This window comes from Enterobacter sp. LM3, assembly GCF_046622475.1.
GTDB lineage: Bacteria > Pseudomonadota > Gammaproteobacteria > Enterobacterales > Enterobacteriaceae > Enterobacter > Enterobacter cloacae_P.
In genome coordinates this window covers 396,924-421,010 of sequence record NZ_JBJURN010000001.1, presented here as the reverse complement: position 1 = coordinate 421,010, position 24,087 = coordinate 396,924, and the positions used below count along the sequence as shown (strand labels likewise).

The 24,087-nt window shown below is 54.6% G+C and carries 21 protein-coding genes; 11 read left to right on the top strand and 10 right to left on the bottom strand.

The features are described from left to right. Positions 1-99 precede the first annotated feature (99 nt). The 9 genes from potE to kdpF all read right to left on the bottom strand — a co-directional run bounded on the left by potE (position 100) and on the right by kdpF (position 12,031). Positions 100-1,413: a putrescine-ornithine antiporter gene (gene potE / locus ACJ9N4_RS01925; protein WP_182274133.1), complete on the bottom strand. Its 1,314-nt coding sequence runs from the start codon at positions 1,411-1,413 to the stop codon at positions 100-102. Continuing rightward, entirely contained in the window at positions 1,410-3,608 is a 2,199-nt protein-coding gene (speF, locus tag ACJ9N4_RS01920) for an ornithine decarboxylase SpeF (RefSeq protein WP_182274134.1), read from the bottom strand. Before speF ends, potE begins: the two co-directional genes overlap by 4 nt. Positions 3,609-3,863: 255 nt before the next feature. Continuing rightward, positions 3,864-3,968 (bottom strand): leader peptide SpeFL, encoded by a 105-nt coding sequence (gene speFL, locus ACJ9N4_RS01915; RefSeq protein ID WP_106503839.1) that lies wholly within the window; start codon positions 3,966-3,968, stop codon positions 3,864-3,866. A 277-nt stretch (positions 3,969-4,245) separates the two neighbouring features. Next, the gene (kdpE, locus tag ACJ9N4_RS01910) at positions 4,246-4,923 is read right to left on the bottom strand and encodes a two-component system response regulator KdpE (protein WP_182274135.1); all 678 of its coding nucleotides are present in this window, start codon (positions 4,921-4,923) and stop codon (positions 4,246-4,248) included. After that, positions 4,920-7,607 (bottom strand): two-component system sensor histidine kinase KdpD, encoded by a 2,688-nt coding sequence (gene kdpD, locus ACJ9N4_RS01905; RefSeq protein WP_182274136.1) that lies wholly within the window; start codon positions 7,605-7,607, stop codon positions 4,920-4,922. Before kdpD ends, kdpE begins: the two co-directional genes overlap by 4 nt. After that, a complete protein-coding gene (kdpC, locus tag ACJ9N4_RS01900; protein WP_182274137.1) occupies positions 7,608-8,183 on the bottom strand; it encodes a potassium-transporting ATPase subunit KdpC in 576 nt (191 codons plus the stop codon). Between the two features lie 12 nt (positions 8,184-8,195). Further along, positions 8,196-10,244 (bottom strand): potassium-transporting ATPase subunit KdpB, encoded by a 2,049-nt coding sequence (gene kdpB / locus ACJ9N4_RS01895; protein ID WP_182274138.1) that lies wholly within the window; start codon positions 10,242-10,244, stop codon positions 8,196-8,198. An 18-nt stretch (positions 10,245-10,262) separates the two neighbouring features. Beyond that, positions 10,263-11,942, bottom strand: a complete 1,680-nt coding sequence (gene kdpA, locus ACJ9N4_RS01890; protein ID WP_182274139.1) for a potassium-transporting ATPase subunit KdpA — start codon at positions 11,940-11,942, stop codon at positions 10,263-10,265. Next, complete coding sequence (kdpF, locus tag ACJ9N4_RS01885; RefSeq protein WP_182274140.1) at positions 11,942-12,031, bottom strand: K(+)-transporting ATPase subunit F; 90 nt, start codon at positions 12,029-12,031, stop codon at positions 11,942-11,944. Before kdpF ends, kdpA begins: the two co-directional genes overlap by 1 nt. Positions 12,032-12,339: 308 nt before the next feature. On the opposite strand from kdpF, the gene ACJ9N4_RS01880 reads away from it, so the two are divergent. From ACJ9N4_RS01880 to nei, 7 genes are all read left to right on the top strand, one after another. Next, positions 12,340-12,546 carry a YbfA family protein gene (locus ACJ9N4_RS01880; protein ID WP_182274141.1) on the top strand — a complete coding sequence of 69 codons (207 nt, stop codon included), beginning with the start codon at positions 12,340-12,342 and terminating at the stop codon, positions 12,544-12,546. Between the two features lie 603 nt (positions 12,547-13,149). Beyond that, positions 13,150-14,562: a deoxyribodipyrimidine photo-lyase gene (gene phrB / locus ACJ9N4_RS01875; RefSeq protein WP_182919598.1), complete on the top strand. Its 1,413-nt coding sequence runs from the start codon at positions 13,150-13,152 to the stop codon at positions 14,560-14,562. A 10-nt stretch (positions 14,563-14,572) separates the two neighbouring features. Next, positions 14,573-15,316 (top strand): type 2 GTP cyclohydrolase I, encoded by a 744-nt coding sequence (locus ACJ9N4_RS01870; protein ID WP_182274642.1) that lies wholly within the window; start codon positions 14,573-14,575, stop codon positions 15,314-15,316. Between the two features lie 14 nt (positions 15,317-15,330). Next, positions 15,331-15,987: a 5-oxoprolinase subunit PxpB gene (gene pxpB, locus ACJ9N4_RS01865; RefSeq protein ID WP_196390994.1), complete on the top strand. Its 657-nt coding sequence runs from the start codon at positions 15,331-15,333 to the stop codon at positions 15,985-15,987. Then, positions 15,981-16,913 (top strand): 5-oxoprolinase subunit PxpC, encoded by a 933-nt coding sequence (pxpC, locus tag ACJ9N4_RS01860; protein WP_196390995.1) that lies wholly within the window; start codon positions 15,981-15,983, stop codon positions 16,911-16,913. Before pxpB ends, pxpC begins: the two co-directional genes overlap by 7 nt. Next, positions 16,900-17,637: a 5-oxoprolinase subunit PxpA gene (pxpA, locus tag ACJ9N4_RS01855; protein ID WP_196390996.1), complete on the top strand. Its 738-nt coding sequence runs from the start codon at positions 16,900-16,902 to the stop codon at positions 17,635-17,637. The genes pxpC and pxpA overlap by 14 nt, the downstream gene beginning before the upstream one ends. 22 nt (positions 17,638-17,659) lie before the next feature. Next, positions 17,660-18,451, top strand: coding sequence for an endonuclease VIII (gene nei, locus ACJ9N4_RS01850; RefSeq protein WP_411500207.1), 792 nt, complete (start codon positions 17,660-17,662; stop codon positions 18,449-18,451). Between the two features lie 195 nt (positions 18,452-18,646). Here nei and ACJ9N4_RS01845 read toward each other — a convergent pair whose 3' ends face one another. Further along, positions 18,647-19,930 (bottom strand): citrate synthase, encoded by a 1,284-nt coding sequence (locus tag ACJ9N4_RS01845; RefSeq protein WP_182274147.1) that lies wholly within the window; start codon positions 19,928-19,930, stop codon positions 18,647-18,649. Positions 19,931-20,689: 759 nt separating this feature from the next. Here ACJ9N4_RS01845 and sdhC point away from each other — a divergent pair. From sdhC to ACJ9N4_RS01825, 4 genes are read left to right on the top strand one after another with little or no spacing between them, the layout of a single operon-like run. Beyond that, positions 20,690-21,094 carry a succinate dehydrogenase cytochrome b556 subunit gene (gene sdhC / locus ACJ9N4_RS01840; protein WP_182274148.1) on the top strand — a complete coding sequence of 135 codons (405 nt, stop codon included), beginning with the start codon at positions 20,690-20,692 and terminating at the stop codon, positions 21,092-21,094. Continuing rightward, a complete protein-coding gene (gene sdhD / locus ACJ9N4_RS01835) occupies positions 21,088-21,435 on the top strand; it encodes a succinate dehydrogenase membrane anchor subunit (RefSeq protein WP_012016623.1) in 348 nt (115 codons plus the stop codon). The genes sdhC and sdhD overlap by 7 nt, the downstream gene beginning before the upstream one ends. Then, positions 21,435-23,201, top strand: a complete 1,767-nt coding sequence (sdhA, locus tag ACJ9N4_RS01830) for a succinate dehydrogenase flavoprotein subunit (protein WP_182274149.1) — start codon at positions 21,435-21,437, stop codon at positions 23,199-23,201. The genes sdhD and sdhA overlap by 1 nt, the downstream gene beginning before the upstream one ends. A gap of 15 nt (positions 23,202-23,216) precedes the next feature. Beyond that, complete coding sequence (locus ACJ9N4_RS01825; RefSeq protein ID WP_297119135.1) at positions 23,217-23,933, top strand: succinate dehydrogenase iron-sulfur subunit; 717 nt, start codon at positions 23,217-23,219, stop codon at positions 23,931-23,933. Positions 23,934-24,087: the final 154 nt, after the last annotated feature.

Genomic DNA, 24,087 nt, shown 5'->3' with positions numbered 1-24,087 from the left:
GGTGTGGGCTGATACCCCACCCCAGTCCTTTTCCTTTCCACAGGGAGAGGGAGAAAAGACTAAAAACGGCAACCTTTGGGTTGCCGTTTTGCGTTTACTTCAACTGTGCTTATTCTTCAACTCAAACCGTGGCGACACCAGACCGTACAACGTCCAGCCCATAAAGGTCACCATCGCACCGTAGAGCATTGCCTCCTGACCGGAAGAGTAGAGCGCATAGAAGCTGTAAATTGCCCCGATCAGCGCCACGATATTTGCCGCCCGCGCTTTGCGTGGATCGACCTTCGCCACCTTCTGAATGATCACCAGTGCCGCCATCGACAGAATATACGGAATGATATTCGTCACCACCGCCAGGTTAACCAGCACGTTGAACTGACTGTTCAGCGACGGGCTAATCGTCATCAGTGACAGGCCGCTCTGGAAGATAACAATCGCCAGCATGCCCTGTACTGGCGCATCCGCTTTGGAGACACGGGAGAAGATTTTTGGGAAATAACCTTCGTCAGCGGAGGATTTGAACACCTGGGCAATGGTGAACTGCCAGCCGAGGAGTGAGCCACAGCAGGACATGACCATTAATCCCATGATCACCTTCCCGACGCTCGGGGTAAACATCTGCGCGAAGGCCAGCCCGAAGGGGGCTGTGGAGTTGGCCAGATCCATGTTTGGCACAATCCCTGCAATCACGTTTGTTGAAACGATATAGATAACCGCTGCACCCAGCGTGCCGCCGAGTACTGCAATCGGTACGTTTTTCTCCGGGTTCTCCACCACTTCGGCGTTTGCGCAGGCCGATTCCAGACCGAGGAAAGCCCACAGCGTCATGGCGATGGATGAACCTACTGCGGTGAAGAACGGTACATGGTGTGGGTTCCAGGAATTTGCATACAGCGTTGGGCTAAACCAGAACCAGCCGATGATGCACAGCCCGACAACCGGGATAATCACACCCCAGACGGTGATACTACTGATTTGTCCGGTAATGCGGGCACCACCAAAGTTGGCCACGGTGCAGATCCACAGTACGCCGATGGTTGCCAGCCCAATTTGCACCGGGCTGAGTGTGGCACCCAACAACTCCGTACCATAACCCACCGCAGAGATGGCAATCGCCACGTTAGCGATCAGTAGCGACACACCGTAGGTGTAGTTCGCCATAAAGTTGCCGGACTTGCCAAACGCGTATTCGGCATAACCGCCCATCCCGCCTGACTTGCGGCTGAACATCCCGCACTTGGCAAATGCCCATGCCAGCGCCATTGAGCCTACGGCGGTGACCAGCCAGGAAATAATCGAAATGGTCCCCACTTCGGCAAGCTTAGTGGGCAGCATGATGATCCCAGAACCCATCATGTTCACCATCGTGAGGATGGTTAGCTGCACCACGCCCATCTTGTTAGATTTACTCATAATTTTTCTCCTTTCAGCAGCGATGGCTGAGCGGCAGATTGTTTGATGACGTTACAGCGAACCTGCTTGCGACCATCACACTCTTCGACGTACACGCCCTGCAGCTCTGGTGCGAAGCCCGGTAAAAGGTTGATCCCTTCTTCCAGGGCAGCAAAGTAGCGCAGCACGGAACCACCCCAGACTTCACCCGGAACAACACACAACACGCCTGGTGGGTAAGGGAGAGCACCTTCAGCGGCAATTCGGCCTTCTGCATCACGCAGGGAAACCAGCTCGACTTCACCACGCAGGTAGGCATAGTTGGCGTCTTGTGGTGACATCACCACGCGTGGGAAGTGAGACTTGCGGAACATCTCTTTCTGCAGCTGTTTCACGTTGTTGCGGGCGTATAGCGCGTGCATTTCCTGGCAAATCTGGCGCAGGGAGTAATCCGCGTAGCGTTCCGGATACTGTTTACAGATGGATGGCAGCACTTCTTTTAACGGTGCATCCGTCTGGAGCAGTTTTTCGAAGCGCACCAGTTGCGCGACCAGTTGCTGCAATTTGCCCATATCTTCCGCAGGCGTGAGCAGGAACAGGATGGAGTTGAGATCGCATTTTTCCGGAACGATGCCGTTTTCACGCAGGAAGTTGGCGAGAATGGTGGCAGGCACGCCGAAATCTTCATACTCACCGGTACGGGCGTTGATGCCGGGTGTGGTCAGCAGCAGTTTGCATGGGTCGATAAAATATTGATGCTCGGCATAGCCTTCGAAAGCATGCCAGTTTTCACCTGGTACGAAATGGAAGAAGCGCAGGTCGGTGGCAATATCCGATGTTTCCCAGCTTTCCCACGGACGACCATCAACCAGTTCTGGCACGAACGGGCGAATAAACTGGCAGTTCTGCAGGATCAGCTTGCGCGCTTCAATACCGGTTACCACACAGTCCATCCACATATTGCGGCCACTCTGGCCCTCATGCATGCGGGCGTTGATATCCAGGGCAGCAAACAGTGGATAGAACGGGCTGGTGGAGGCGTGCATCATAAAGGCGTTGTTAAGGCGCTTATGCGGTACATAGCGCTGCTGGCCTTTGATGTGGCTGTCTTTCTTGTGGATTTGTGAGGTCTGGGAGAAGCCAGCCTGCTGTTTATGTACTGACTGGGTAACGAGGATCCCCGGATCGTTCTCGTTCAGCTCCAGCAGCAGCGGCGAACAGTCAGCCATCATCGGAATAAACTGCTCGTACCCTACCCAGGCAGAGTCAAACAGGATGTAATCACACAGGTGGCCAATGTTATCCACTACCTGACGGGCGTTATAAATGGTGCCATCGTAGGTACCGAGCTGGATCACCGCCAGACGGAACGGACGCTCATCGCGTGCGCGGCCTGGAGCCACTTCTGCCACCAGCTCGCGCAGGTAGTTCTCTTCAAAACAGTGAGCGTCAATACCGCCGATAAAGCCGTACGGGTTACGTGCGGTTTCCAGATAAACCGGCGTTGCGCCAGCCTGCAGCAGTGCGCCGTGGTGGTTGGATTTGTGGTTGTTGCGATCGAACAGCACCAGATCGCCCGGCGTCAGCAGGGCATTAAGCACCACTTTGTTTGATGATGATGTTCCGTTCAGCACGAAATAGGTCTTATCGGCATTAAAGACTTTCGCCGCATGCTGTTGTGCAATGCATGGGGCACCTTCGTGAATCAACAGATCGCCCATTGCCACGTCGGCGTTACACAGGTCTGAGCGGAAAAGTGTTTCGCCAAAGAAATCGACAAACTGGTTACCGGCAGGGTGGCGGCGGAAGAACTGACCTCCCTGATGGCCTGGGCAGTCAAACGCACTGTTCCCTTGTTTGACATAGTCGACCAGGGCACGGAAGAACGGTGGGCGCAGTTGCGTCTCGTACTTCAGCGCTGCTGCTTCCAGTTGACGTCCGTAGAAGTCGTTACTGGTGTCTGAACACTCGAAAACGCCGTGGATCCGCGATAAATATTCAGCCGGAATGAACTCTTCTTTATGTGTAGCGATAAAAATGGGGATACCAAACCCGGTTGCTTCTATTTCTTCTATTTTTCCACTGGAAATATCGCTGATTGCCAGAACAATGGCAGCAACATCAATATAATCAGAGGTGCTGACATCCACCAGATCGCGGTGAGTAGTAAAACAATCAGGACATGCACGGCTGGCTGCGATTTTTAAACTTTTCATCTTTCACTCTTTATTTTAGGTAATAGAAGTCCCTCGATTTCTTGCAATAAAGAAACCGATAATTTCCCGGAAAAAAAGCAAGGTGTGGCCGCTGATACGAAATCAGTAAATTGCTTTTTGATGAATGAGATTCAGTCCGCCCGGTTGCGGATGAGCCTGAATCAAGAGAAATGAGCGCACGTGTTCACAGGCAATAGCCTGTAAAATAAAGCGTTTCAGGATGACCTGTAAGCAGATGCGCCAGAAGTCGAAGGACTACCGGGCGTTAAAGATGTGAAAGTCAAAGCAGTTACGGTGGGCAAACATCATGATATGAGTTGTCCGCCTTATATGGGGCATCAAACGATTATTGTTTTCCATGTTTATTTTCCTTTCAGCAATTGAAAGCATGGTCATTTTATCCAGAAGAAAGCGATTAACTGTGATTCAGATCACCGCTAACAGATCAAATCAGAAATAAATATTCGTTTTTTATGAATATCACAGATCAAAATGCTGATTTGTTGGGTATGTGTTAAAAGTCTGTTTTTGTAATGTTTTAAATGAACAAAAATAAGCCATGAAAATAACCAATGGCTTATTTTGTGAATATTTCTCTGGCGATTTGTTCTTTATTTGAAATTAAATGAATAGTTATTCAAAGCATGAACCGATAACCGATACCGGTTTCAGTTAATAAATGGCGGGGGCGCGCGGGGTCGACTTCGAGTTTCTGACGAAGGTGGCCCATATAAATGCGTAAATAGTGACTATGTTCAACAGCGTTCGGCCCCCATACCTGACTTAACAGTTGGCGTTGGGTCAGTACCTTGCCGTGGTTGTTGAGCAGAACGGCGAGCAGACGAAACTCGATAGGGGTGAGATGGATCTCTTCTTCACCGCGCACAATGCGTCGTGCGGCAAGATCAACCCGGGTATCACCAAACGTATACGCCGGGTCAGAGGAGAGAGGGGCGCTGTGGCGACGTAACGCGACGCGGATCCGTGCCTGTAACTCGCCAATGCCAAAGGGCTTACTGAGATAGTCATCCGCCCCGGCATCCAGCGCTGCAATTTTATCGGTCTCTTCGGTACGGGCAGAGAGCACCAGAATGGGCATCTGGCTCCACTGGCGAACCTCACGTATAAAATCGATACCGTCGCCATCCGGTAACCCGAGATCGAGGATCACCAGATCCGGCTTGCGCGTGGCAGCTTCAATGAGCCCCCGTTGCAGTGTACCGGCATCATGAACGCGCAGGCCATCGCCTTCCAGCGCCGCACGCAGAAACCGGTTAATAGCGAGTTCATCTTCAACAATCAGAACGCTAATCACAAATCCTCTGGTAATTCATCAAGTTCTGGTGGGGTATCCAGAGGAAGTGTAACACAAAAACGAGCGCCTCCTTCCGGGCGGTTCTCTGCCGAGATGGTTCCGCCGTGTACGTCGATAATGGCCTGGCAAATTGCCAGACCTAGCCCGACGCCCGGGATGGCTGATTCTTTATTGCCGCGCGCAAATTTTTCAAAAATTGCGTGCTCTTTCCCGGCAGGGATCCCCGGCCCGGTATCCCAGACTTCAAGCCGTAACGCCTGATCTTCAACGGTTGCATTGACCCCAATCTGTGCCTTTGCCCCCGCATATTTACCGGCATTTTCCAGCAGGTTGATCAGCACGCGTTCAAACAGCGGGCCATCGACGTGGATTAAGGTCAATGGTTCGGGCATGTTTAGCGCAATATGGCGACCACCGAGCCCCGGCTCCAGCATTTTCAGCGCACTACCGACCACTTCCTCAAGCGTTAACCACTCTTTTTTGAGGTTAAATCCGCCTGACTGAATGCGTGCCATATCGAGTAAATTATTCACCAGACGCGTGGTATTTAGCACATGCTGGCGTATTTCACTGGCCTGCAGCGCATGGGGGGAACCTTCTGCGGCGAGATCCAGCGTCAGGATCTCTGACTGCCCGAACAGCACGGTAAGAGGGGTTCGCAGGTCGTGCGACAGGGCCGACAGCAAGGAGTTACGAATACTTTCGCGCTCGCTTGCCAGCCGTGCCTGCTCTTCACTGGCAGTGAGCGCCAGGCGCTCCAGCGCGCTGGCAACCAGCAGGGTGAAGGTTTCCAGCAGGCGTTGCTGCTCGGGTATCATCAGTTGACGCAGATTGCTCGGTTCAACGATGACCAGTCCCTGGTTTTTTTCGGCACTGCGCAGCGGCAGGATCTGATATGGCACTCCGGGCAGGGTATCTGTCCCAGCTCCTGCAGGTAATCCCTTGTCAAAGCTCCACCGTGCGATGGCTTCATCCCAGGGCGTCATACCCGAGGCAGAGGTGAGCGGGCGCAGTTTTCCGTGTTCGTCAGGGAGCAAAATCAGATTGTTGGCGTGAAACGTCGAACGGATAAACTGCTCACTGGTTTGCACAATATCCAGCGGCGTACGACCCACCGCCAGCGATTTGGACATCTCATATAAGTGGCGCGTGCGCTGCTCACGATAGCGGGCAATACGTGCCTGGTAGCGAACGCCCGCCGTCAGATTCCCGATCACCAGCCCAACGGTAAGCATCACGCCAAAAGTAAGAATGTACTGCACGTCAGAAACGGCAAGCGTCCCGCGCGGGGCAATAAAGAACAGATCGAAGCTGATGACGTTGATAACCGTCGCCAGTACCGAAGGCCAGCGTCCGAAGAAGAGCGCAATCACGACCACGCCGAGCAGGTAGATCATCACCAGGTTGGCGGCATCGAAGGCAATCAGCCACTGGCTGGCAATAATGGTAATCAGCGCACAGAGGAGGACGGCGATAAGGCAACCCCGGATCTGAATACGCCATTTATCACCAAAGGCCCGGGCGTCTGGCGTACGGTTGGGCAGGGGGGTGGGTTTGTCATCAAGTGCCACGACCACCAGATCCAGATCGGGGGCGCGTCGGGCCAGCTTGTCGGCAAAGGATTCGCGGCTAAACCAGCGGCGATGCTGGCGGCGACCAATAACAATCTTGCCCAGGTTGTGCTCGCGTGCATAGCGCAGAATGGCTTTATCTTCTTGCGGATCGGAAAGAGTGGCGGTTTCTGCACCGAGTTCCTGTGCCAGGCGTAGCGAACTCAGGATCGCGCGGCGCTGGTTTTCGGGCAGAGCGTGAAGCTGCGGGGTTTCGACATACACCGCATGCCAGACGCTGCCAAATTTAGCCGCAAGCCGGGCGGCGGTGCGGACGAGCTTTTCATTGCCGCTGCCGTGGCCAATACACAGCAGTATGGCATCCCGCGTATGCCAGACACGTTCCTGGCCTTGCAGATCGCGCCAGGCTCGCATCTGGTCATCAACGCGATCGGCGGTGCGACGCAGGGCCAGCTCGCGCAGGGCAATCAGGTTACCTTTACGGAAGAAATGTTCAATGGCGCGCTCGGCCTGGCCTGCAATGTAAACCTTCCCTTCATGCAGGCGCTGGCGCAGGTCGTCCGGAGGCAGGTCGACCAGTACCACTTCGTCTGCGGAGTCAAAAAAGGGATCGGGCACTGTTTCCCGCACCTGGATGCCGGTCACACCGCTGACCACGTCGTTCAGGCTTTCGAGATGCTGAACGTTAACCGTAGTGAACACGTCAATGCCGGCTTCAAGTAGCTCTTCAACATCCTGCCAGCGTTTAGGGTGACGTGAGCCTGGCGCATTGCTGTGCGCCAGTTCGTCCATCAGGATCAGGGCGGGGCGACGGGCGAGGGCCGCGTCGAGATCGAACTCTGTGACCAGGCGGCCACGATGGCTGATGCGGTGAGGGGGCTGTGTGGCCAGCCCCTTCAGCAGCGCCGCTGTCTCTTTACGGCCGTGGGTTTCCACCACGCCGATAAGAATATCGAGCCCCTGCGCCCGGAGCCGCTGGGCTTCGGTCAGCATAGCGAACGTTTTCCCGACGCCTGCACAGGCACCGAAGAAGACTTTCAGTTTGCCACGATGGGCTTCAGCCGTCTGTTCGAGCAACCTGTCCGGATCCGGGCGCATGGGCTCTTCGGTCATTTAGTTTTTCCTTAGCGCGTCCAGCGCCAGATTCAGCTCAACAATGTTCACTACCGGCATGCCAATGAAACTCGCCAGCGGCTTTTGTGTGTGCTCTGCAACCAGCAGGCTCACCTGTTCGACAGTCAGCTGGCGGGCTGCGGCGACGCGTGGAATTTGCCATGCCACCGCTTTCGGCGTCAGGCTGTAATCCAGCCCACTGGCAGATGCTGTCACCAGCTCGACAGGTACCTCACGGCTGGCCTGTGGGTTTGCCGCGCGCAGAGTCGCGACGCGCTCAGCGATGGCTTTGTCCAGCTCCGGGTTGCTGCCTGCCAGGTTACTGCCACCGGATGCCATCGGATTATACGGGCTTTCGGCAGTGACGGAAGGGCGTCCCTGGAAGTAGCGGGCATCCGTAAAGTTTTGACCAATCAGGCGTGAACCACGGTTCTCGCCGTTCTGAATAATCATCGAACCGTTGGCCTGATCGTTAAACCACCACTGGCCCAGCGCGGTGGTTACCAGCGGGTAAAGCCCGCCGGTAATAAGAGCCAGAAAAATAAACAGAAGTATAGCGGGGCGTAACATTGTCATTTGATTCACCTTTTAAACCAGCCCGAACAGCGTTAACAGCACGTCGATCACCTTGATACCGATGAAGGGGACGAGCAGCCCACCCAGACCGTAGATCCACAGGTTCCGGCGCAGCATGGCGGCGGCGGTCAGCGGTTTATAGCTCACCCCTTTCAGCGCCAGCGGGATCAAAAACACAATGATCAGGGCGTTAAAAATGACCGCACTGAGAATGGCCGATGCCGGGGAGTGCAGATGCATGACGTTCAGCGCATTCAGCTGCGGGTACGTGGCAGCAAAGGCGGCCGGAATGATGGCGAAATACTTCGCCACATCGTTGGCAATACTGAAGGTGGTGAGCGAGCCACGCGTCATCAGCATCTGTTTCCCGATGTGTACCACTTCAATCAGCTTGGTCGGGTTGGAGTCGAGATCGACCATGTTCCCCGCCTCTTTAGCTGCCTGCGTACCGGAGTTCATCGCTACCGCGACGTCAGCCTGTGCCAGGGCAGGGGCGTCGTTGGTACCATCCCCCGTCATCGCCACCAGACGACCTTCCGCCTGATACTGGCGGATCAACGCCAGTTTGGCTTCCGGTGTTGCTTCGGAGAGAAAATCATCCACCCCCGCTTCAGCGGCAATGGCGGCAGCGGTCAGACGGTTATCCCCGGTGATCATTACCGTCTTGATCCCCATCTTACGTAACTGGGCAAAACGCTCTTTAATGCCGCCTTTGACGATATCCTTCAGGGCGATCACGCCCAGCACATGCGCACCTTCGGCAACGACCAGCGGTGTGGCCCCCTGGCGGGCCACGTTGTCCACCATTTCATCCACTTCTGCCGGGAAATGACCGTTGTTGGCTTCAATGTGGCGACGGATCGCGTCAACGGAGCCTTTACGGATCATCCGATCCTGAATGTTGATGCCGCTCATGCGGGTTTGTGCCGTGAAAGGAACAAAGGTGGCATGCAGGCTCTGCACGTCGCGCTGACGCAGGTTAAAGCGCTGTTTCGCCAGAATGACGATGCTGCGGCCTTCCGGGGTTTCATCAGCAAGTGAAGAGAGCTGCGCCGCATCGGCCAGTGTTTTTTCATCCACGCCGGGAGCGGGTAAGAACTCTGATGCCTGGCGGTTGCCGAGCGTAATCGTCCCGGTTTTATCCAGCAGCAGGACATCAACGTCACCTGCGGCTTCAACGGCACGTCCGCTGGTGGCGATGACGTTAGCGCCGAGCATACGACTCATACCGGCCACACCGATGGCTGACAGCAGGCCACCGATGGTGGTTGGGATCAAGCAGACCAGCAGAGCGACCAGTACGGTAACGCTGACCGCTGCGCCACCGTAAGAGGAGAATGGCCACAGGGTTGCCGTTGCCAGTAAAAAGACGATGGTCAACGCGACCAGCAGAATGGTCAGGGCGATTTCGTTTGGCGTTTTACGACGCTGTGCGCCTTCCACCATCGCGATCATCCGGTCGAGGAAGGTTTCACCCGGGTTAACGCTGCACTGGATCACCAGCCAGTCGGAGAGAATACGCGTCCCGCCCGTGACGGAAGCAAAATCGCCGCCGGATTCACGAATAACGGGTGCGGATTCCCCGGTGATGGCGCTTTCATCGACCGATGCGCCCCCTTCAATGACTTCACCGTCGCAGGGAATAATGTCACCGGCTTCGACCAGCACCACATCGCCTTTACGCAGCTCATCCGCCGGAACGTGATCCATCTGCGCACCGTATTTCGGCTCACGCAATTTGCGGGCGAACGCTGTCTTTTTCACCCCTTTCAGGCTGTTGGCCTGCGCTTTACTACGGCCTTCTGCCAGTGCTTCAGCGAAGTTGGCAAACAGTACGGTAAACCACAACCACAGGCTGATTGCACCGGTAAACAGCGCGTCTCCCGGCAGATGACCCGTTCCCATAGCAATCGCCAGCGCGGTAGTGAGTACGCTCCCTATCCAGACGATGAACATCACCGGGTTGTGCCACTGTACGCGCGGACTCAGCTTTTTCACCGCATCCATGAGGGCCTGGCGAACTAAAGACGGTTCGAACAGGGCCATTTGTTTACGACTCATGACAAATTCTCCGCAAAATCAGCGTAAAGAGAGATATTCCGCGACCGGGCCTAACGCGAGGGCGGGGATAAAGGTCAGGGCACCCACCAGCAATACGGTACCAATCAGCAGGCCAATAAACAGCGCGCCGTGGGTGGGTAGCGTACCGGTGGTGGCAGGCTGAATTTTTTTACTCACCAGCGATCCTGCGATAGCCATAACCGGCACAATGACGCCAAAACGACCGACGAACATGCAAAACGCCAGCAGGCAGTTCCAGAATGGAGAGTTGGCGCTTAAACCAGCAAAGGCGCTACCGTTGTTGTTGGCGGCTGACGAAACCGCGTAAAGCACTTCGCTGAAGCCGTGGATGCCTGGGTTGAAGATGCCGCTGCGACCGGCCTCGGTCATCAGTGCCAGCGCCGTGCCGAGCAGTACGAGGGTAGGGGTAACCAGAATGGCCAGTGCGGTTAATTTCATCTCGCGAACGTCGATTTTTTTACCCAGATATTCCGGGGTGCGGCCAATCATCAGACCGGCGATGAACACCGCCAGCAGAACGAACAGCAGCATGCCGTAAAGCCCTGAACCTACGCCACCAAATACCACTTCGCCAATCTGCATGAGCCACATCGGGATCATGCCGCCCAGTGCGGTAAAGGAGTCGTGCATCGCGTTAACTGCCCCACATGAGGCCGCCGTCGTCACCACGGCATAAAGGCTACTCGCAAGAATGCCGAAACGGCTCTCTTTGCCTTCCATGTTGATATTGCTGTTGGCACCCAACTGCATGAAGTGACTATTACCATGCCATTCTGCCCACATCACCAGCGCGACGCAGACGACAAAGATAATCGACATAGCCCAGAGCAGGGTGCGACCCTGACGGCGATCGTTTACAACATCACCAAAGGCAAAGCACAGCGCTGCAGGGATCAGGAAGATCGCCAGCATTTGTACAAAATTGGTCAGTGCCGTTGGGTTTTCAAACGGGTGTGACGAGTTAGCGTTGAAGAAGCCACCGCCATTTGTGCCGAGCATTTTAATGGCTTCCTGCGAGGCCACTGGCCCCATAGGCAGAAGCTGTTTTGCCCCTTCCAGTGAGGTGTAAGGTGTGTACGGCAGCAGGTTTTGTAACGACCCCTGCTGGATAAAGAACAGGGCAATAAGCAGTGCAACCGGAAGCAGTATCCACAGCGTGATGCGAGTCAGATCGACCCAGGCGTTGCCGAGGGTACGGACATTCTGACGGGCAAACGCACGTGTCAGCGCAAAGATCACCGCAATGCCGCTTGCCGCAGAGAGGAAGTTCTGCACGGTTAACCCGACCATCTGGCTAAAGTAGCTGACGGTGGTTTCCCCGGCATAGGATTGCCAGTTGGTGTTGGTCACGAAGCTGACCGCCGTGTTCAACGCCAGATGCCAGGACAATCCAGGGAAGTGCTGCGGGTTCAGCGGCAGGATGCCCTGCAGCATCAGCATGATAAAGAGGGCGATAAGACCAACAATGTTCAGCAGCAGAATGGCCATCAGATACTGACACCAGCCCATCTCCTGATCGCGTATACCCAGCGCGCGCCAGATCCCTTTTTCAACACTACCAGCAACCGGTAACGCGACGTTGTTGATCATCCGTGCCAGCAATGTTCCCATCGGTCTTGCCAAAAGGAACAGCACGACTAAAAAGCTGGCAAGAAGCAAAAATGCCTGAGCAGCCATCAGAATGCCTCCGCATTAATCAGGGCGTAGACCAGATAACCCAATAACAGGAAAACCAGCACGATGCCGGAAATCAGACCTGCACTCACAATTCACCTCCGGGTGACATTTGTATTTGTATTAAAGGTAGGATTTACGGCGCAAAGATTTCGCAAAAATCAGGAAGAGGGGTGTAAAAAAAGTATAAAAATGCTTTACCCACAAATTAACCATTGGTAAGTAAATCGTTAACTTTTTTGTAACTTAATTACGCGTGAAGTGTAAATATTCGCTAAATAGACGAAAATAAGTGGTCGGATGAGTAGTAAAATTACGAACAAAGCGATATTATTTTAGCCAGGTCACAGATTTTTGAATTTTCCGGAGCAGATTTCCGGCCAACTATAGGGGAGAAACTATGGATCTTTATAAAGAGTATCCGGCTCATATCGTTTACATGCGTCGCGCTTTCGCTGTAGTGGCGGGGGTGCTGGCTCTGCCGGTGATGATTTTCTGGAAAGATCGCGCACGTTTTTACAGCTACCTGCACCGCATCTGGGCGAAAACCAGCGAGAAGCCGGTGTGGATGGATCAGGCTGAAAAAGCGACCTGCGATTTTTACTAATACTCAGTAGATACGCAGCAATAAAAAAACCGCCAAACAGTCATGTGGCGGTTTTTTTGTCCCTCAGGATTCGCGGTCCGTTGGGTGATTTTGCAGCCCCTACCCGGGATTCTCATCATACCCTCCTGTAAACAGCTGGCAATCCCTCAAAGCCTTTATAAAATCCTAATTCTATTCGAATATCTTACCTTCGCTGTTGATGTTAATTATGATGCGGCGTCCCTTTCCGCCATCTCGCACATGGGCATCGGTTCAGGGAAAGGTGTATTTACAGCCGTAAAGCAGCCCATCTACCCGGGCTTGTGTCCACCGACTTATCACCGGTGGTGAACGGTGGAGCGGTTTGCTGCAGGGACCGCATGATGAAACGCTATTTATGCATTGCGTTCATTGTCGCCAGCGTACTCGTGGTAAAGAGTGATGAACCCACCAGGTTTGTTGCTTTCAACCCGATAACGCAGGACAAGTAGCGTTAAGGCCGCCCCGGGCGGCCTTTTTTATTTCATCACGGCTACACTTCATGGCAAAGTAGTTCAATGCGTGCCCCATTTTATCTTTGGCGGCATGGCCTTACGGACATAACAGACAATTGCCTGGAGTTTTATGCCCACCCATCTGGTTTGGTTTCGCGCCGACCTGCGCGTTCACGACAACACTGCCCTTGCTGCGGCCTGTCGCTCTCAAGATGCCAGAGTGCTGGCGCTGTTTATCGCCACGCCTGAACAGTGGCAACAGCATGATATGGCACCACGACAAGCCGCTTTTTTACGTTCGCATCTGAATGACCTGCAGCGCTCGCTTGCGGAAAAAGGTATTCCACTGATTTACGACGAAGTCAGCGATTTTACCTCGCAGGTCAACAAGGTCAGGCAAATCTGTGAGCAGCATGGCGTCTCACACCTTTTTTACAACTATCAGTATGAATTTAACGAGCGGCAGCGGGATCGTCAGCTTGAACAGGCTCTGGAGCCCGTGGTGTGCCAGGGGTTCGATGACAGCGTCATGCTTGCGCCAGGCACTGTGATGACGGGTAACCACGAGATGTATAAAGTCTTTACGCCGTTCAAAAATGCCGTTATCAAGCGCCTGAAAGAGGTACTGCCGGAATGTGTCGCTGCGCCAGCCGTCAGGGGAGAGGTATTAACGGATTTACCTGAACTGACTTTTCACTATCCGCAACAGGCGTTTGATGAAACCCTGTTCCCCGCAAATGAGAAAGCGGCTATTGCCCACTTGCGCCAGTTTTGTAAACAGGCTGCGGCTGATTATGAAAGCCTCCGGGATTTTCCCGCCATTGACGGTACAAGCCGCCTGTCCGCGTGTTTAACCCTGGGGGTTCTTTCCCCGCGTCAATGCTTACATCGTTTGCTGGCAGAACAACCCCGGGCGCTGGACGGTGGGGCAGGCGCAGTCTGGCTTAACGAACTTATCTGGCGTGAGTTCTATCGCCACCTGATAACGTATCATCCTGATTTATGTAAGCATCGTCCCTTCATTCGCTGGACGGATAACGTCAAATGGCAATCGAATGATGTGCATCTGGAGGCCTGGCAGACCGGACAGACAGGGTTCCCTGTTGTTGATGCCGCTATGCGCCAGCTCAATGACACGGGCTGGATGCACAACCGCCTGCGGATGATTACCGCCAGTTTCCTGGTGAAAGATCTGCTTATCGACTGGCGTGCCGGAGAGCGGTATTTTATTTCTCAACTGATCGATGGCGATCTTGCAGCGAATAACGGGGGCTGGCAGTGGGTGGCCTCTACTGGCAACGATGCGGCTCCCTGGTTTCGTATTTTTAACCCGACAACTCAGGGGGAAAAATTTGATGCCGATGGCGTGTTTATCCGCCGTTGGTTGCCTGAGTTAATGGATGTACCGACAAAAGCGATCCACGATCCGTGGACATGGGCGGATAAACAGGGCGTAACACTCGATTACCCCCGCCCGATTGTCGACCATAAACAGGCGCGTGTCGCCACGCTGGCGGCGTACGAAGCCGCCCGCAACGCTTAAGAGAGAGATGATGAAAAACAGCGAACTGGAAAGCCTGATTAACGAAAAACTCAACACGGCCTCCTTCAGTGACTACGGGCCAAATGGTCTGCAGGTTGAAGGGCGCGAAACGGTGCAGAAAATCATCACCGGCGTGACGGCAAGCCAGGCGCTACTGGATGAAGCCGTGCGTCAGGAAGCTGATGCCGTCATTGTCCATCACGGTTATTTCTGGAAAAACGAATCGCCGATCGTTCGCGGTATGAAGCGCAACCGTCTGAAAACGCTGCTGGCAAATGACATCAACCTGTACGGTTACCACCTGCCGCTGGATGCACACCCGGAACTGGGCAATAACGTACAGCTTGCGCAACTGTTGGGGATCACCGTAATGGGTGAAATTGAACCGCTGGTGCCGTGGGGCGAGCTGGCGATGCCGGTTTCCGGGCTTGAACTGGCCTCCTGGATTGAAGCTCGCCTGGGACGCCGCCCGCTGTGGAGCGGGGATACCGGCCCGGATACGGTGAAACGTGTCGCATGGTGTACCGGTGGTGGACAGGGCTTTATTGATAGCGCCGCGCGGTTTGGCGTTGATGCCTTCATCACCGGAGAGGTTTCCGAGCAGACTATCCATTCAGCCCGTGAACAGGGTCTGCATTTTTACGCCGCAGGCCACCATGCCACAGAGCGCGGTGGCATTCGTGCTCTCAGTGAATGGCTGACAGAAAATACCGATCTGGATGTTACCTTTATTGATATCCCGAACCCGGCCTGATGAGAGGTACCTGAGTGCAGCGAGCGCGTTGTTATCTTCTGGGTGAAACGGCAGTGGTTCTGGAACTGGAGCCACCGGTCACGCTTGCCACGCAAAAGCGTATCTGGCGGCTAACGCAGCGTCTGGCCGATATGCCGGAGGTCGTTGAAGTGATTCCGGGCATGAATAACATCACCGTTGTTCTGCGTAATCCGCATACGCTGGCGCTGGATGCTATTGAACGTTTGCAGTGCTGGTGGGAAGAGAGCGAGGCGCTGGAGCCAGCGTCCCGGGCGATTGAGCTCCCGGTGGTCTACGGCGGCAAACGTGGTCCCGATCTCACGGTGGTGGCGCAGCACTGCGGATTAACGGAAAAGCAGGTTGTTGAGCTGCATAGCTCGGTTAACTACGTCGTCTGGTTTTTAGGGTTTCAGCCCGGCTTTCCGTATCTGGGGGGATTATCTCCGGCGCTGCATACACCGCGCCGCGCCGAACCTCGTCTGAGTGTTCCTGCAGGAACGGTAGCGATTGGTGGTGAACAGACCGGGATCTACCCGATTGCGTCGCCTGGTGGCTGGCAGCTTATCGGATACACCTCCACACCGTTATTTGAGCCGGGGCAGGACTCACCAATACTGCTTCGTCCTGGTGATACCCTTCGCTTTATCCCGCAGAAGGAGGGGGTATGTTAACGCTTATTCGTGCGGGGCTTTACACCACCGTTCAGGATGCCGGCCGGTTTGGTCTGCGTCAGTCAGGTGTGAGCTATTGTGGCGCGCTGGACAGGCCCGCTCTGGAGGTTGCGAATGTGCTGGTGGGCAATCCCGGCAGCACGGCGGCGCTGGAGATCACGCTGGGTCAGTGTGTCATCGAATTTAATCAGGAGACCTGGTTTGCCCTGACCGGTGCAGGTTGCGACGCAACGCTTGATGATAAAGCGGTATGGACTGGCTGGCGTTTACGGGCGAAAGCCGGTCAGCGCCTGATCCTCAGGCGTCCTCTGCACGGTATGCGCAGCTACCTTGCGGTTGCTGGCGGCATCGATGTACCGGATGTGATGGGGTCGGCCAGTACCGATCAGAAAGCAGGCATTGGTGGGCTTGAAGGGCGCTTGCTTCGTGATGGCGATCGTCTCGCGATTAAACCCACCTCCCGCCATTTCTCGACCACTCAGGGAGTTAAACAACTGCTCTGGGGAAACCGTATTCGCGCCTTGCCGGGGCCGGAATATCACGAGTTCGACGAGGTTTCTCAGGAGTCATTCTGGCGCTCACCGTGGCAGATCAGCCCGCAGAGTAATCGCATGGGTTACCGTTTGCAGGGGCAGCCGCTGACCAGAACGACGGATCGCGAGATGCTGTCGCACGGGTTATTGCCTGGCGTAATTCAGGTACCCCATAACGGACAACCTATTGTGCTGATGAACGATGCGCAGACAACGGGAGGCTACCCGCGTATTGCCTGTATTATTGAGGCCGATCGCTACCATCTGGCGCAAATTCCTCTCGGGCAGCCGATTCACTTTGTGCAATGTTCGCTGGAAGAGGCGCTAAAAGCCCGGCAGGATCAACAGCGCTACCTGGAACAGCTGGCGTGGAGGCTTGATGGTAAAGATTGATTTAAACGCCGATCTGGGTGAAGGCGGCAGCGCCGATGCAGAGCTGATGACGCTGGTTTCCTCGGTCAATATCGCCTGTGGTTTTCACGCGGGTGATGCGCAAACGATGCTGACGAGCGTGCGTAATGCCATTAAAAATGGCGTTGCGATAGGTGCTCATCCTGGCTTTCCCGACCGGGAAAATTTTGGCAGAACGGCAATGGTATTACCCCCTGAGACAGTCTATGCCCAGACGCTTTACCAGACTGGTGCGCTGGAGGCGATCGTCCGTGCTCAGCAGGGCGTACTGCGTCATGTGAAGCCGCACGGTATGCTCTATAACCAGGCGGCAAAAGATCCGGTTCTGGCAGATGCCATTGCCAGCGCGGTGCGGGACTGTGACCCACAGCTTATCCTCGTTGGTCTGGCGGGTAGTGAGTTGATTCGCGCCGGGCAGCGTCTGGGGTTAGCCACCCGGCAGGAAGTGTTTGCCGACAGGGGGTATCAGGCTGACGGGAGCCTGGTCCCCCGCACTCAGCCCGGGGCACTCATCACTGATGAAGAACAGGCTCTGGCGCAGACGCTGGAGATGGTGCGTACGGGTCAGGTCATTGCGATTGACGGTACATCCGCAAAGGTACAGGCGGATACGGTGTGTTTACACGGCGACGGCGAGCACGCGCTGCGTTTTGCGCGTCGTTTGCGGGCGGCGTTTGCTGAACACGGGATCCTCGTCAGCGCCTGATATTTACGATAAGGATGAAAAGATGCCAGAAGGCCCGGAGATCCGCCGCGCAGCGGATAGCCTGGAGGCGGCGATAAAGGGCAAACCCCTGACGGATGTCTGGTTTGCTTTCCCTCAACTGAAACCGTTTGAATCACAGCTGGTGGGGCAGACGGTGACTCATATCGACACGCGCGGCAAGGCATTGCTCACGCACTTTTCCCATAACCTGACGTTATACAGCCATAACCAGCTTTATGGCGTGTGGCGAGTGGTTAACGCTAATGAGCAGCCGCAAACGACCCGTGTGCTGCGCGTCAGGTTGCAAACGACGGATAAAGCTATCCTGCTGTATAGCGCTTCAGATATCGAAATGTTAACGCCGGAGCAGTTGCTTACGCACCCGTTTCTGCAGCGCGTGGGGCCGGATGTACTGGATATGCGGCTGACGGCGAGCGATGTGAAAGCCCGTTTGTTATCAGCCGCATTCCGTAACCGGCAGTTCTCTGGTCTGCTACTCGATCAGGCATTTCTGGCCGGGTTAGGAAACTACCTGCGGGTAGAAATTCTCTGGGACGTGGGGCTGGCGGCGCAGCATAAAGCATCGCAACTGAGTGATGCACAACTCGATGCGTTATCCCACGCGCTGCTGGATATTCCGCGTCTGTCGTACCATACGCGTGGCGTGGTGGATGATAACAAGCACCACGGGGCGCTGTTCCGGTTCAGGGTCTTTCACCGGGATGGTGAGGTATGCGAGCGGTGCGGTGGTGTGATTGAGAAGACAACACTCTCTTCAAGACCGTTTTACTGGTGTCCGGGGTGCCAGAGGTAAAAGCAAAACGGCAACCTCAGGGTTGCCGTTTTTAATGTTTGTTCCCTCTCCCTGTGGGAGAGGGTCAGGGTGAGGGCATCAGGCCGCACAAGGTAAAAGCAAAACGGCAACCCCAGGGTTGCCGTTTTTAATGTTTGTTCCCTCTCCCTGTGGGAGAGGGTTAGGGTGAGGGCATCAGGCCGCACCCTGCTAACATCAGCGCTTGATATCAGACTTAAAATCACGCTGCTCGTAGCCGGTGTACAGCTGGCGAGGACGGGCGATTTTCATGCCTTCGCTGTGCATTTCGTTCCAGTGCGCAATCCAGCCTACGGTACGTGCCATAGCGAAGATCACGGTGAACATGGAAGACGGAATACCCATCGCTTTCAGAATGATACCGGAGTAGAAGTCTACGTTCGGGTAGAGTTTCTTCTCGATGAAGTACGGGTCGTTCAGCGCAATGTGTTCCAGCTCCATTGCCACTTCCAGCAGATCATCTTTGGTGCCCAGCTCTTTCAGCACTTCATGGCAGGTTTCACGCATCACGGTGGCGCGTGGGTCATAGTTTTTGTAAACACGGTGACCGAAGCCCATCAGGCGGAAGGAGTCATTTTTGTCTTTCGCGCGACGCACGAATTCAGGAATGTGCTCAACAGAGCTGATCTCTTCCAGCATCTTCAGCGCAGCTTCGTTCGCGCCGCCGTGCGCGGGTCCCCACAGGGACGCGATACCGGCAGCGATACAGGCAAACGGGTTCGCGCCTGAAGAGCCTGCGGTACGGACGGTGGAGGTCGATGCGTTCTGTTCGTGGTCAGCGTGCAGGATCAGAATACGATCCATCGCGCGTTCCAGTACCGGGTTGACCACATACTCTTCACATGGTGTGGAGAACATCATGCGCAGGAAGTTACCGGCGTAGGAGAGGTCATTACGTGGGTAAACAAACGGCTGGCCGATAGAGTATTTGTAACACATCGCCGCCATTGTTGGCATTTTGGACAGCAGACGGAACGCCGCGATATCACGGTGGCGTGGGTTATTCACGTCCAGAGAGTCGTGGTAGAACGCTGCCAGGGCACCGGTAATACCACACATGACGGCCATCGGGTGGGAATCACGACGGAACGCATGGAACAGACGGGTGATCTGCTCATGGATCATGGTGTGGCGAGTTACGGTGGTTTTGAATTCATCGTACTGCGACTGCGTTGGCTTTTCGCCGTTCAGCAGGATGTAGCACACTTCCAGGTAGTTGGAATTGGTGGCTAACTGATCGATGGGGAAACCGCGGTGGAGCAGGATACCTTCGTCACCATCGATGAAGGTGATTTTGGATTCGCAAGATGCGGTAGAGGTGAATCCAGGGTCAAAGGTGAACACCCCTTTGGAACCCAGCGTACGGATATCAATAACATCCGGACCGAGCGTGCCTTTTAGCACATCCAGTTCAATAGCAGTGTCACCATTTAGGGTGAGCGTTGCCTTTGTATCAGCCATTTACGGTCTCCTTAGCGCCTTATGCTTAAGACTGCTGTTCAGCGGATTTGCATTCAGCTGTTAATCACCGTTACCAGATTGTTATTTGGCTTACCGCTCAGCTCACGAGGAGAAACCAGGGTACAGAGCTATGGCGCCTTGCAGGTAAACGGATGAAATATCAGTGAAACTACAGCAAACCAGCGTTTTTACAGTCCGAATTATTCAAACCTGTATATCACTAATAACTGTCCTGATAACTTCGGTCAATACCATCACACTGTTACATAACTATTTCTCAGGTGAAAGAGAGACCTCATAACTTTTGCGCATTATATGCCTTTTCTGATGACGTTTGTAACAATATTGTTTAACATTTGTCAAATCAGATGATTAAAATTTAAAAAGATGTTGTTATCGTGACCCTGATCACTGTTCCAGAGAAAACCCGACAAACTGTATGTAGGTTAATTGTAATGATTTTGTGAACGGCCTATACTGCCGCCAGGTCTCCGGAACACCCTGCAATCCCGAGCCACCCAGCGTTGTAACGTGTCGTTTTAGCATCTGGAAGCAATGTTTTGCATGACGCGCAGTTATAGAAAAGGAACGCTGTATGACCCGCATCGCAGCCGGAGGAAGGAAATCCCATAGTCTTTCACGTTACAGGTGCGTTGGCTGCGCCCGCTCGCCCCGGTCACATAGTTATCTATGCTCCCGGGTTTCCCGGACTTGCCGCCTTTCTGTAACGCGAAATCCAAAGGGAATAATAAGAACAGCATGTGGGCGTTATTCATGATAAGAAATGTGAAAAAACAAAGACCTGTCAATCTGGATCTCAAAACGATCCGGTTCCCTGTAACAGCAATCGCGTCCATTCTGCACCGTGTGTCTGGTGTGATTACGTTTGTGGCGGTCGGCATTCTGCTGTGGTTACTGGGGACTAGCCTCTCTTCTCCTGAAGGATTCCTCCAGGCCTCGGCCATCATGAACAGCTTCTTCGTGAAATTTATCATGTGGGGCATTCTGACGGCGCTGGCGTACCATGTTGTTGTGGGTGTGCGTCATATGCTGATGGACTTCGGCTACCTGGAAGAAACTTTCGAAGCCGGGAAACGCTCCGCTAACATTTCATTTGTGGTAACAGTCGTGCTTTCACTTCTTGCAGGAGTTCTCGTATGGTAAGCAACGCCTCCGCATTAGGACGCAACGGCGTACATGACTTCATCCTGGTCCGCGCTACTGCCATCGTCCTCACGCTTTACATCATCTATATGATCGGTTTCTTCGCGACCAGCGGCGAGCTGACGTGGGAAATCTGGAGTGGGTTCTTCGGATCTGCCTTCACCAAAGTGTTCACCCTGCTGGCTCTGTTCTCCATCCTTATTCATGCCTGGATTGGCATGTGGCAGGTGTTGACCGATTACGTTAAACCACTGGCCATTCGCCTTCCTCTGCAGCTGGCTATCGTCGTTGCACTGGTGGTTTACGTTATTTATGGATTCGTTGTGGTGTGGGGTGTGTAATGAAACTGCCAGTCAGAGAATTTGATGCTGTTGTGATTGGTGCTGGTGGCGCAGGTATGCGCGCAGCGCTGCAAATTTCCCAGAGCGGCCAGACCTGTGCGCTGCTCTCTAAAGTATTCCCGACCCGTTCCCATACCGTGTCTGCGCAGGGTGGTATCACCGTGGCACTCGGTAATACCCATGAAGATAACTGGGAATGGCACATGTACGACACGGTAAAAGGTTCCGACTACATCGGTGACCAGGACGCCATTGAATATATGTGTAAGACCGGCCCGGAAGCGATTCTGGAGCTGGATCATATGGGTCTGCCATTCTCCCGTCTGGAAAATGGCACCATTTATCAGCGTCCGTTTGGCGGCCAGTCGAAAAACTTCGGCGGCGAGCAGGCGGCACGTACTGCAGCGGCGGCTGACCGTACTGGTCACGCACTGCTGCACACTCTGTATCAGCAGAACCTGAAAAACCACACCACCATCTTTTCCGAGTGGTACGCGCTGGATCTGGTGAAAAACGCCGATGGCGCAGTGGTGGGTTGTACCGCGCTGTGTATCGAAACCGGTGAAGTGGTTTACTTCAAAGCCCGCGCCACCGTGCTGGCGACCGGCGGTGCAGGCCGTATTTATCAGTCCACCACCAACGCCCACATCAACACCGGTGACGGCGTGGGTATGGCTATCCGCGCTGGCGTGCCGGTGCAGGATATGGAGATGTGGCAGTTCCACCCAACGGGTATCGCTGGTGCAGGCGTACTGGTGACAGAAGGCTGCCGTGGTGAAGGTGGTTATCTGCTGAACAAACACGGCGAGCGCTTCATGGAGCGTTATGCCCCGAATGCGAAAGACCTGGCGGGTCGTGACGTGGTAGCGCGTTCTATCATGATCGAAATCCGTGAAGGTCGCGGCTGCGATGGTCCGTGGGGGCCACACGCTAAGCTGAAACTCGACCACCTGGGTAAAGAGGTTCTGGAATCCCGTCTGCCGGGCATCCTGGAGCTGTCCCGTACCTTCGCTCACGTCGACCCGGTCAAAGAGCCGATCCCGGTTATCCCAACCTGCCACTATATGATGGGCGGTATTCCGACCAAAGTAACCGGCCAGGCACTGACCGTGAACGAGCAGGGTGAAGATGTGGTTATCCCGGGTCTGTTTGCGGTGGGCGAAATCGCCTGCGTATCCGTACACGGTGCCAACCGTCTGGGCGGTAACTCCCTGCTTGACCTCGTGGTGTTTGGCCGCGCGGTGGGTCTGCATCTGCAGGAATCCATTGCCGAGCAAGGCGACCTGCTGGATGCCACCGAAGCTGAAATTGATGCTTCTCTCGAACGCCTCAACCGCTGGAACGGCAACCGTAACGGCGAAGATCCGGTGGAAATCCGTAAAGCGCTTCAGGAATGTATGCAGCACAACTTCTCGGTCTTCCGTGAAGGTGACGCGATGGCGAAAGGCCTGGAGCAGCTGAAGGCTATCCGCGAGCGTCTGAAAAACGCCCGTCTGGATGACACCTCCAGCGAGTTCAACACCCAGCGCGTTGAGTGTCTGGAGCTGGATAACCTGATGGAAACCGCTTACGCCACTGCGGTGTCGGCAAACTTCCGTACCGAGAGCCGTGGCGCGCATAGCCGCTTCGACTTCCCGGAAAGGGATGACGAAAACTGGCTGTGCCATTCCCTGTATCTGCCAGAGTCGGAAACCATGACGCGTCGTAGCGTCAATATGGAACCGAAACTGCGTCCGGCGTTCCCGCCGAAGATTCGTACTTACTAATGCGGAGACAGGACAATGAAACTCGAATTCTCAGTTTATCGTTATAACCCGGATGTAGACGATGCTCCGCGTATGCAGGATTACACGCTGGAAGCAGAAGAAGGCCGTGACATGATGCTGCTGGATGCATTAATGCAGCTGAAAGAAAAAGACCCAACGCTGTCATTCCGTCGCTCCTGCCGTGAAGGGGTGTGTGGCTCCGACGGCGTGAATATGAATGGCAAAAATGGCCTGGCCTGCATCACGCCAGTTTCAGCGCTGCAGCGCCCGGGTCAGAAAATTGTTATCCGTCCTCTGCCAGGCCTGCCGGTCGTGCGCGATTTGGTGGTGGACATGGGGCAATTCTATGCACAATATGAGAAGATTAAGCCTTACTTGTTGAATAATGGGCAAAATCCACCCGCTCGTGAGCACTTACAGTCTCCTGAGCAGCGTGAAAAACTCGATGGGCTGTACGAGTGTATTCTTTGTGCATGTTGTTCAACGTCTTGCCCGTCGTTCTGGTGGAACCCGGACAAGTTTATCGGCCCGGCCGGTCTGCTGGCTGCCTATCGTTTCCTGATCGATAGCCGCGACACCGAAACCGATAACCGCCTTGAAGGGCTAAGTGATGCTTTCAGCGTATTCCGCTGCCATAGCATCATGAACTGCGTCAGCGTGTGTCCGAAGGGGTTGAACCCGACGCGCGCCATCGGCCACATTAAGTCGATGCTGTTGCAGCGCAGTGCGTAAGTAGTGAGAGGGGAGCGCTGTTCCCCTCACCCTAACCCTCTCCCACAGGGAGAGGGAACGGATTGTAGGAAATCTTTAAAAACTGCCGACGCCTTTCCCCTCGCCTCTGTGGGGAGAGGGCAGGGTAAGGGAAAATCCCTTAGGACAGTTTTTA

What these genes read in the sequence shown, in the direction of transcription:
- ACJ9N4_RS01880 (WP_182274141.1), top strand. Translation starts at nt 12,340, where the DNA reads ATGGATCTTTATAAAGAGTATCCGGCTCATATCGTTTACATGCGTCGC.
- kdpD (WP_182274136.1), bottom strand. Translation starts at nt 7,607, where the DNA reads ATGACCGAAGAGCCCATGCGCCCGGATCCGGACAGGTTGCTCGAACAG.
- ACJ9N4_RS01870 (WP_182274642.1), top strand. Translation starts at nt 14,573, where the DNA reads ATGAAAAACAGCGAACTGGAAAGCCTGATTAACGAAAAACTCAACACG.
- sdhD (WP_012016623.1), top strand. Translation starts at nt 21,088, where the DNA reads ATGGTAAGCAACGCCTCCGCATTAGGACGCAACGGCGTACATGACTTC.
- ACJ9N4_RS01845 (WP_182274147.1), bottom strand. Translation starts at nt 19,930, where the DNA reads ATGGCTGATACAAAGGCAACGCTCACCCTAAATGGTGACACTGCTATT.
- sdhA (WP_182274149.1), top strand. Translation starts at nt 21,435, where the DNA reads ATGAAACTGCCAGTCAGAGAATTTGATGCTGTTGTGATTGGTGCTGGT.
- nei (WP_411500207.1), top strand. Translation starts at nt 17,660, where the DNA reads ATGCCAGAAGGCCCGGAGATCCGCCGCGCAGCGGATAGCCTGGAGGCG.
- potE (WP_182274133.1), bottom strand. Translation starts at nt 1,413, where the DNA reads ATGAGTAAATCTAACAAGATGGGCGTGGTGCAGCTAACCATCCTCACG.
- pxpC (WP_196390995.1), top strand. Translation starts at nt 15,981, where the DNA reads ATGTTAACGCTTATTCGTGCGGGGCTTTACACCACCGTTCAGGATGCC.
- speFL (WP_106503839.1), bottom strand. Translation starts at nt 3,968, where the DNA reads ATGGAAAACAATAATCGTTTGATGCCCCATATAAGGCGGACAACTCAT.
- ACJ9N4_RS01825 (WP_297119135.1), top strand. Translation starts at nt 23,217, where the DNA reads ATGAAACTCGAATTCTCAGTTTATCGTTATAACCCGGATGTAGACGAT.
- sdhC (WP_182274148.1), top strand. Translation starts at nt 20,690, where the DNA reads ATGTGGGCGTTATTCATGATAAGAAATGTGAAAAAACAAAGACCTGTC.
- phrB (WP_182919598.1), top strand. Translation starts at nt 13,150, where the DNA reads ATGCCCACCCATCTGGTTTGGTTTCGCGCCGACCTGCGCGTTCACGAC.
- speF (WP_182274134.1), bottom strand. Translation starts at nt 3,608, where the DNA reads ATGAAAAGTTTAAAAATCGCAGCCAGCCGTGCATGTCCTGATTGTTTT.
- kdpA (WP_182274139.1), bottom strand. Translation starts at nt 11,942, where the DNA reads ATGGCTGCTCAGGCATTTTTGCTTCTTGCCAGCTTTTTAGTCGTGCTG.
- kdpB (WP_182274138.1), bottom strand. Translation starts at nt 10,244, where the DNA reads ATGAGTCGTAAACAAATGGCCCTGTTCGAACCGTCTTTAGTTCGCCAG.
- pxpA (WP_196390996.1), top strand. Translation starts at nt 16,900, where the DNA reads ATGGTAAAGATTGATTTAAACGCCGATCTGGGTGAAGGCGGCAGCGCC.
- kdpC (WP_182274137.1), bottom strand. Translation starts at nt 8,183, where the DNA reads ATGACAATGTTACGCCCCGCTATACTTCTGTTTATTTTTCTGGCTCTT.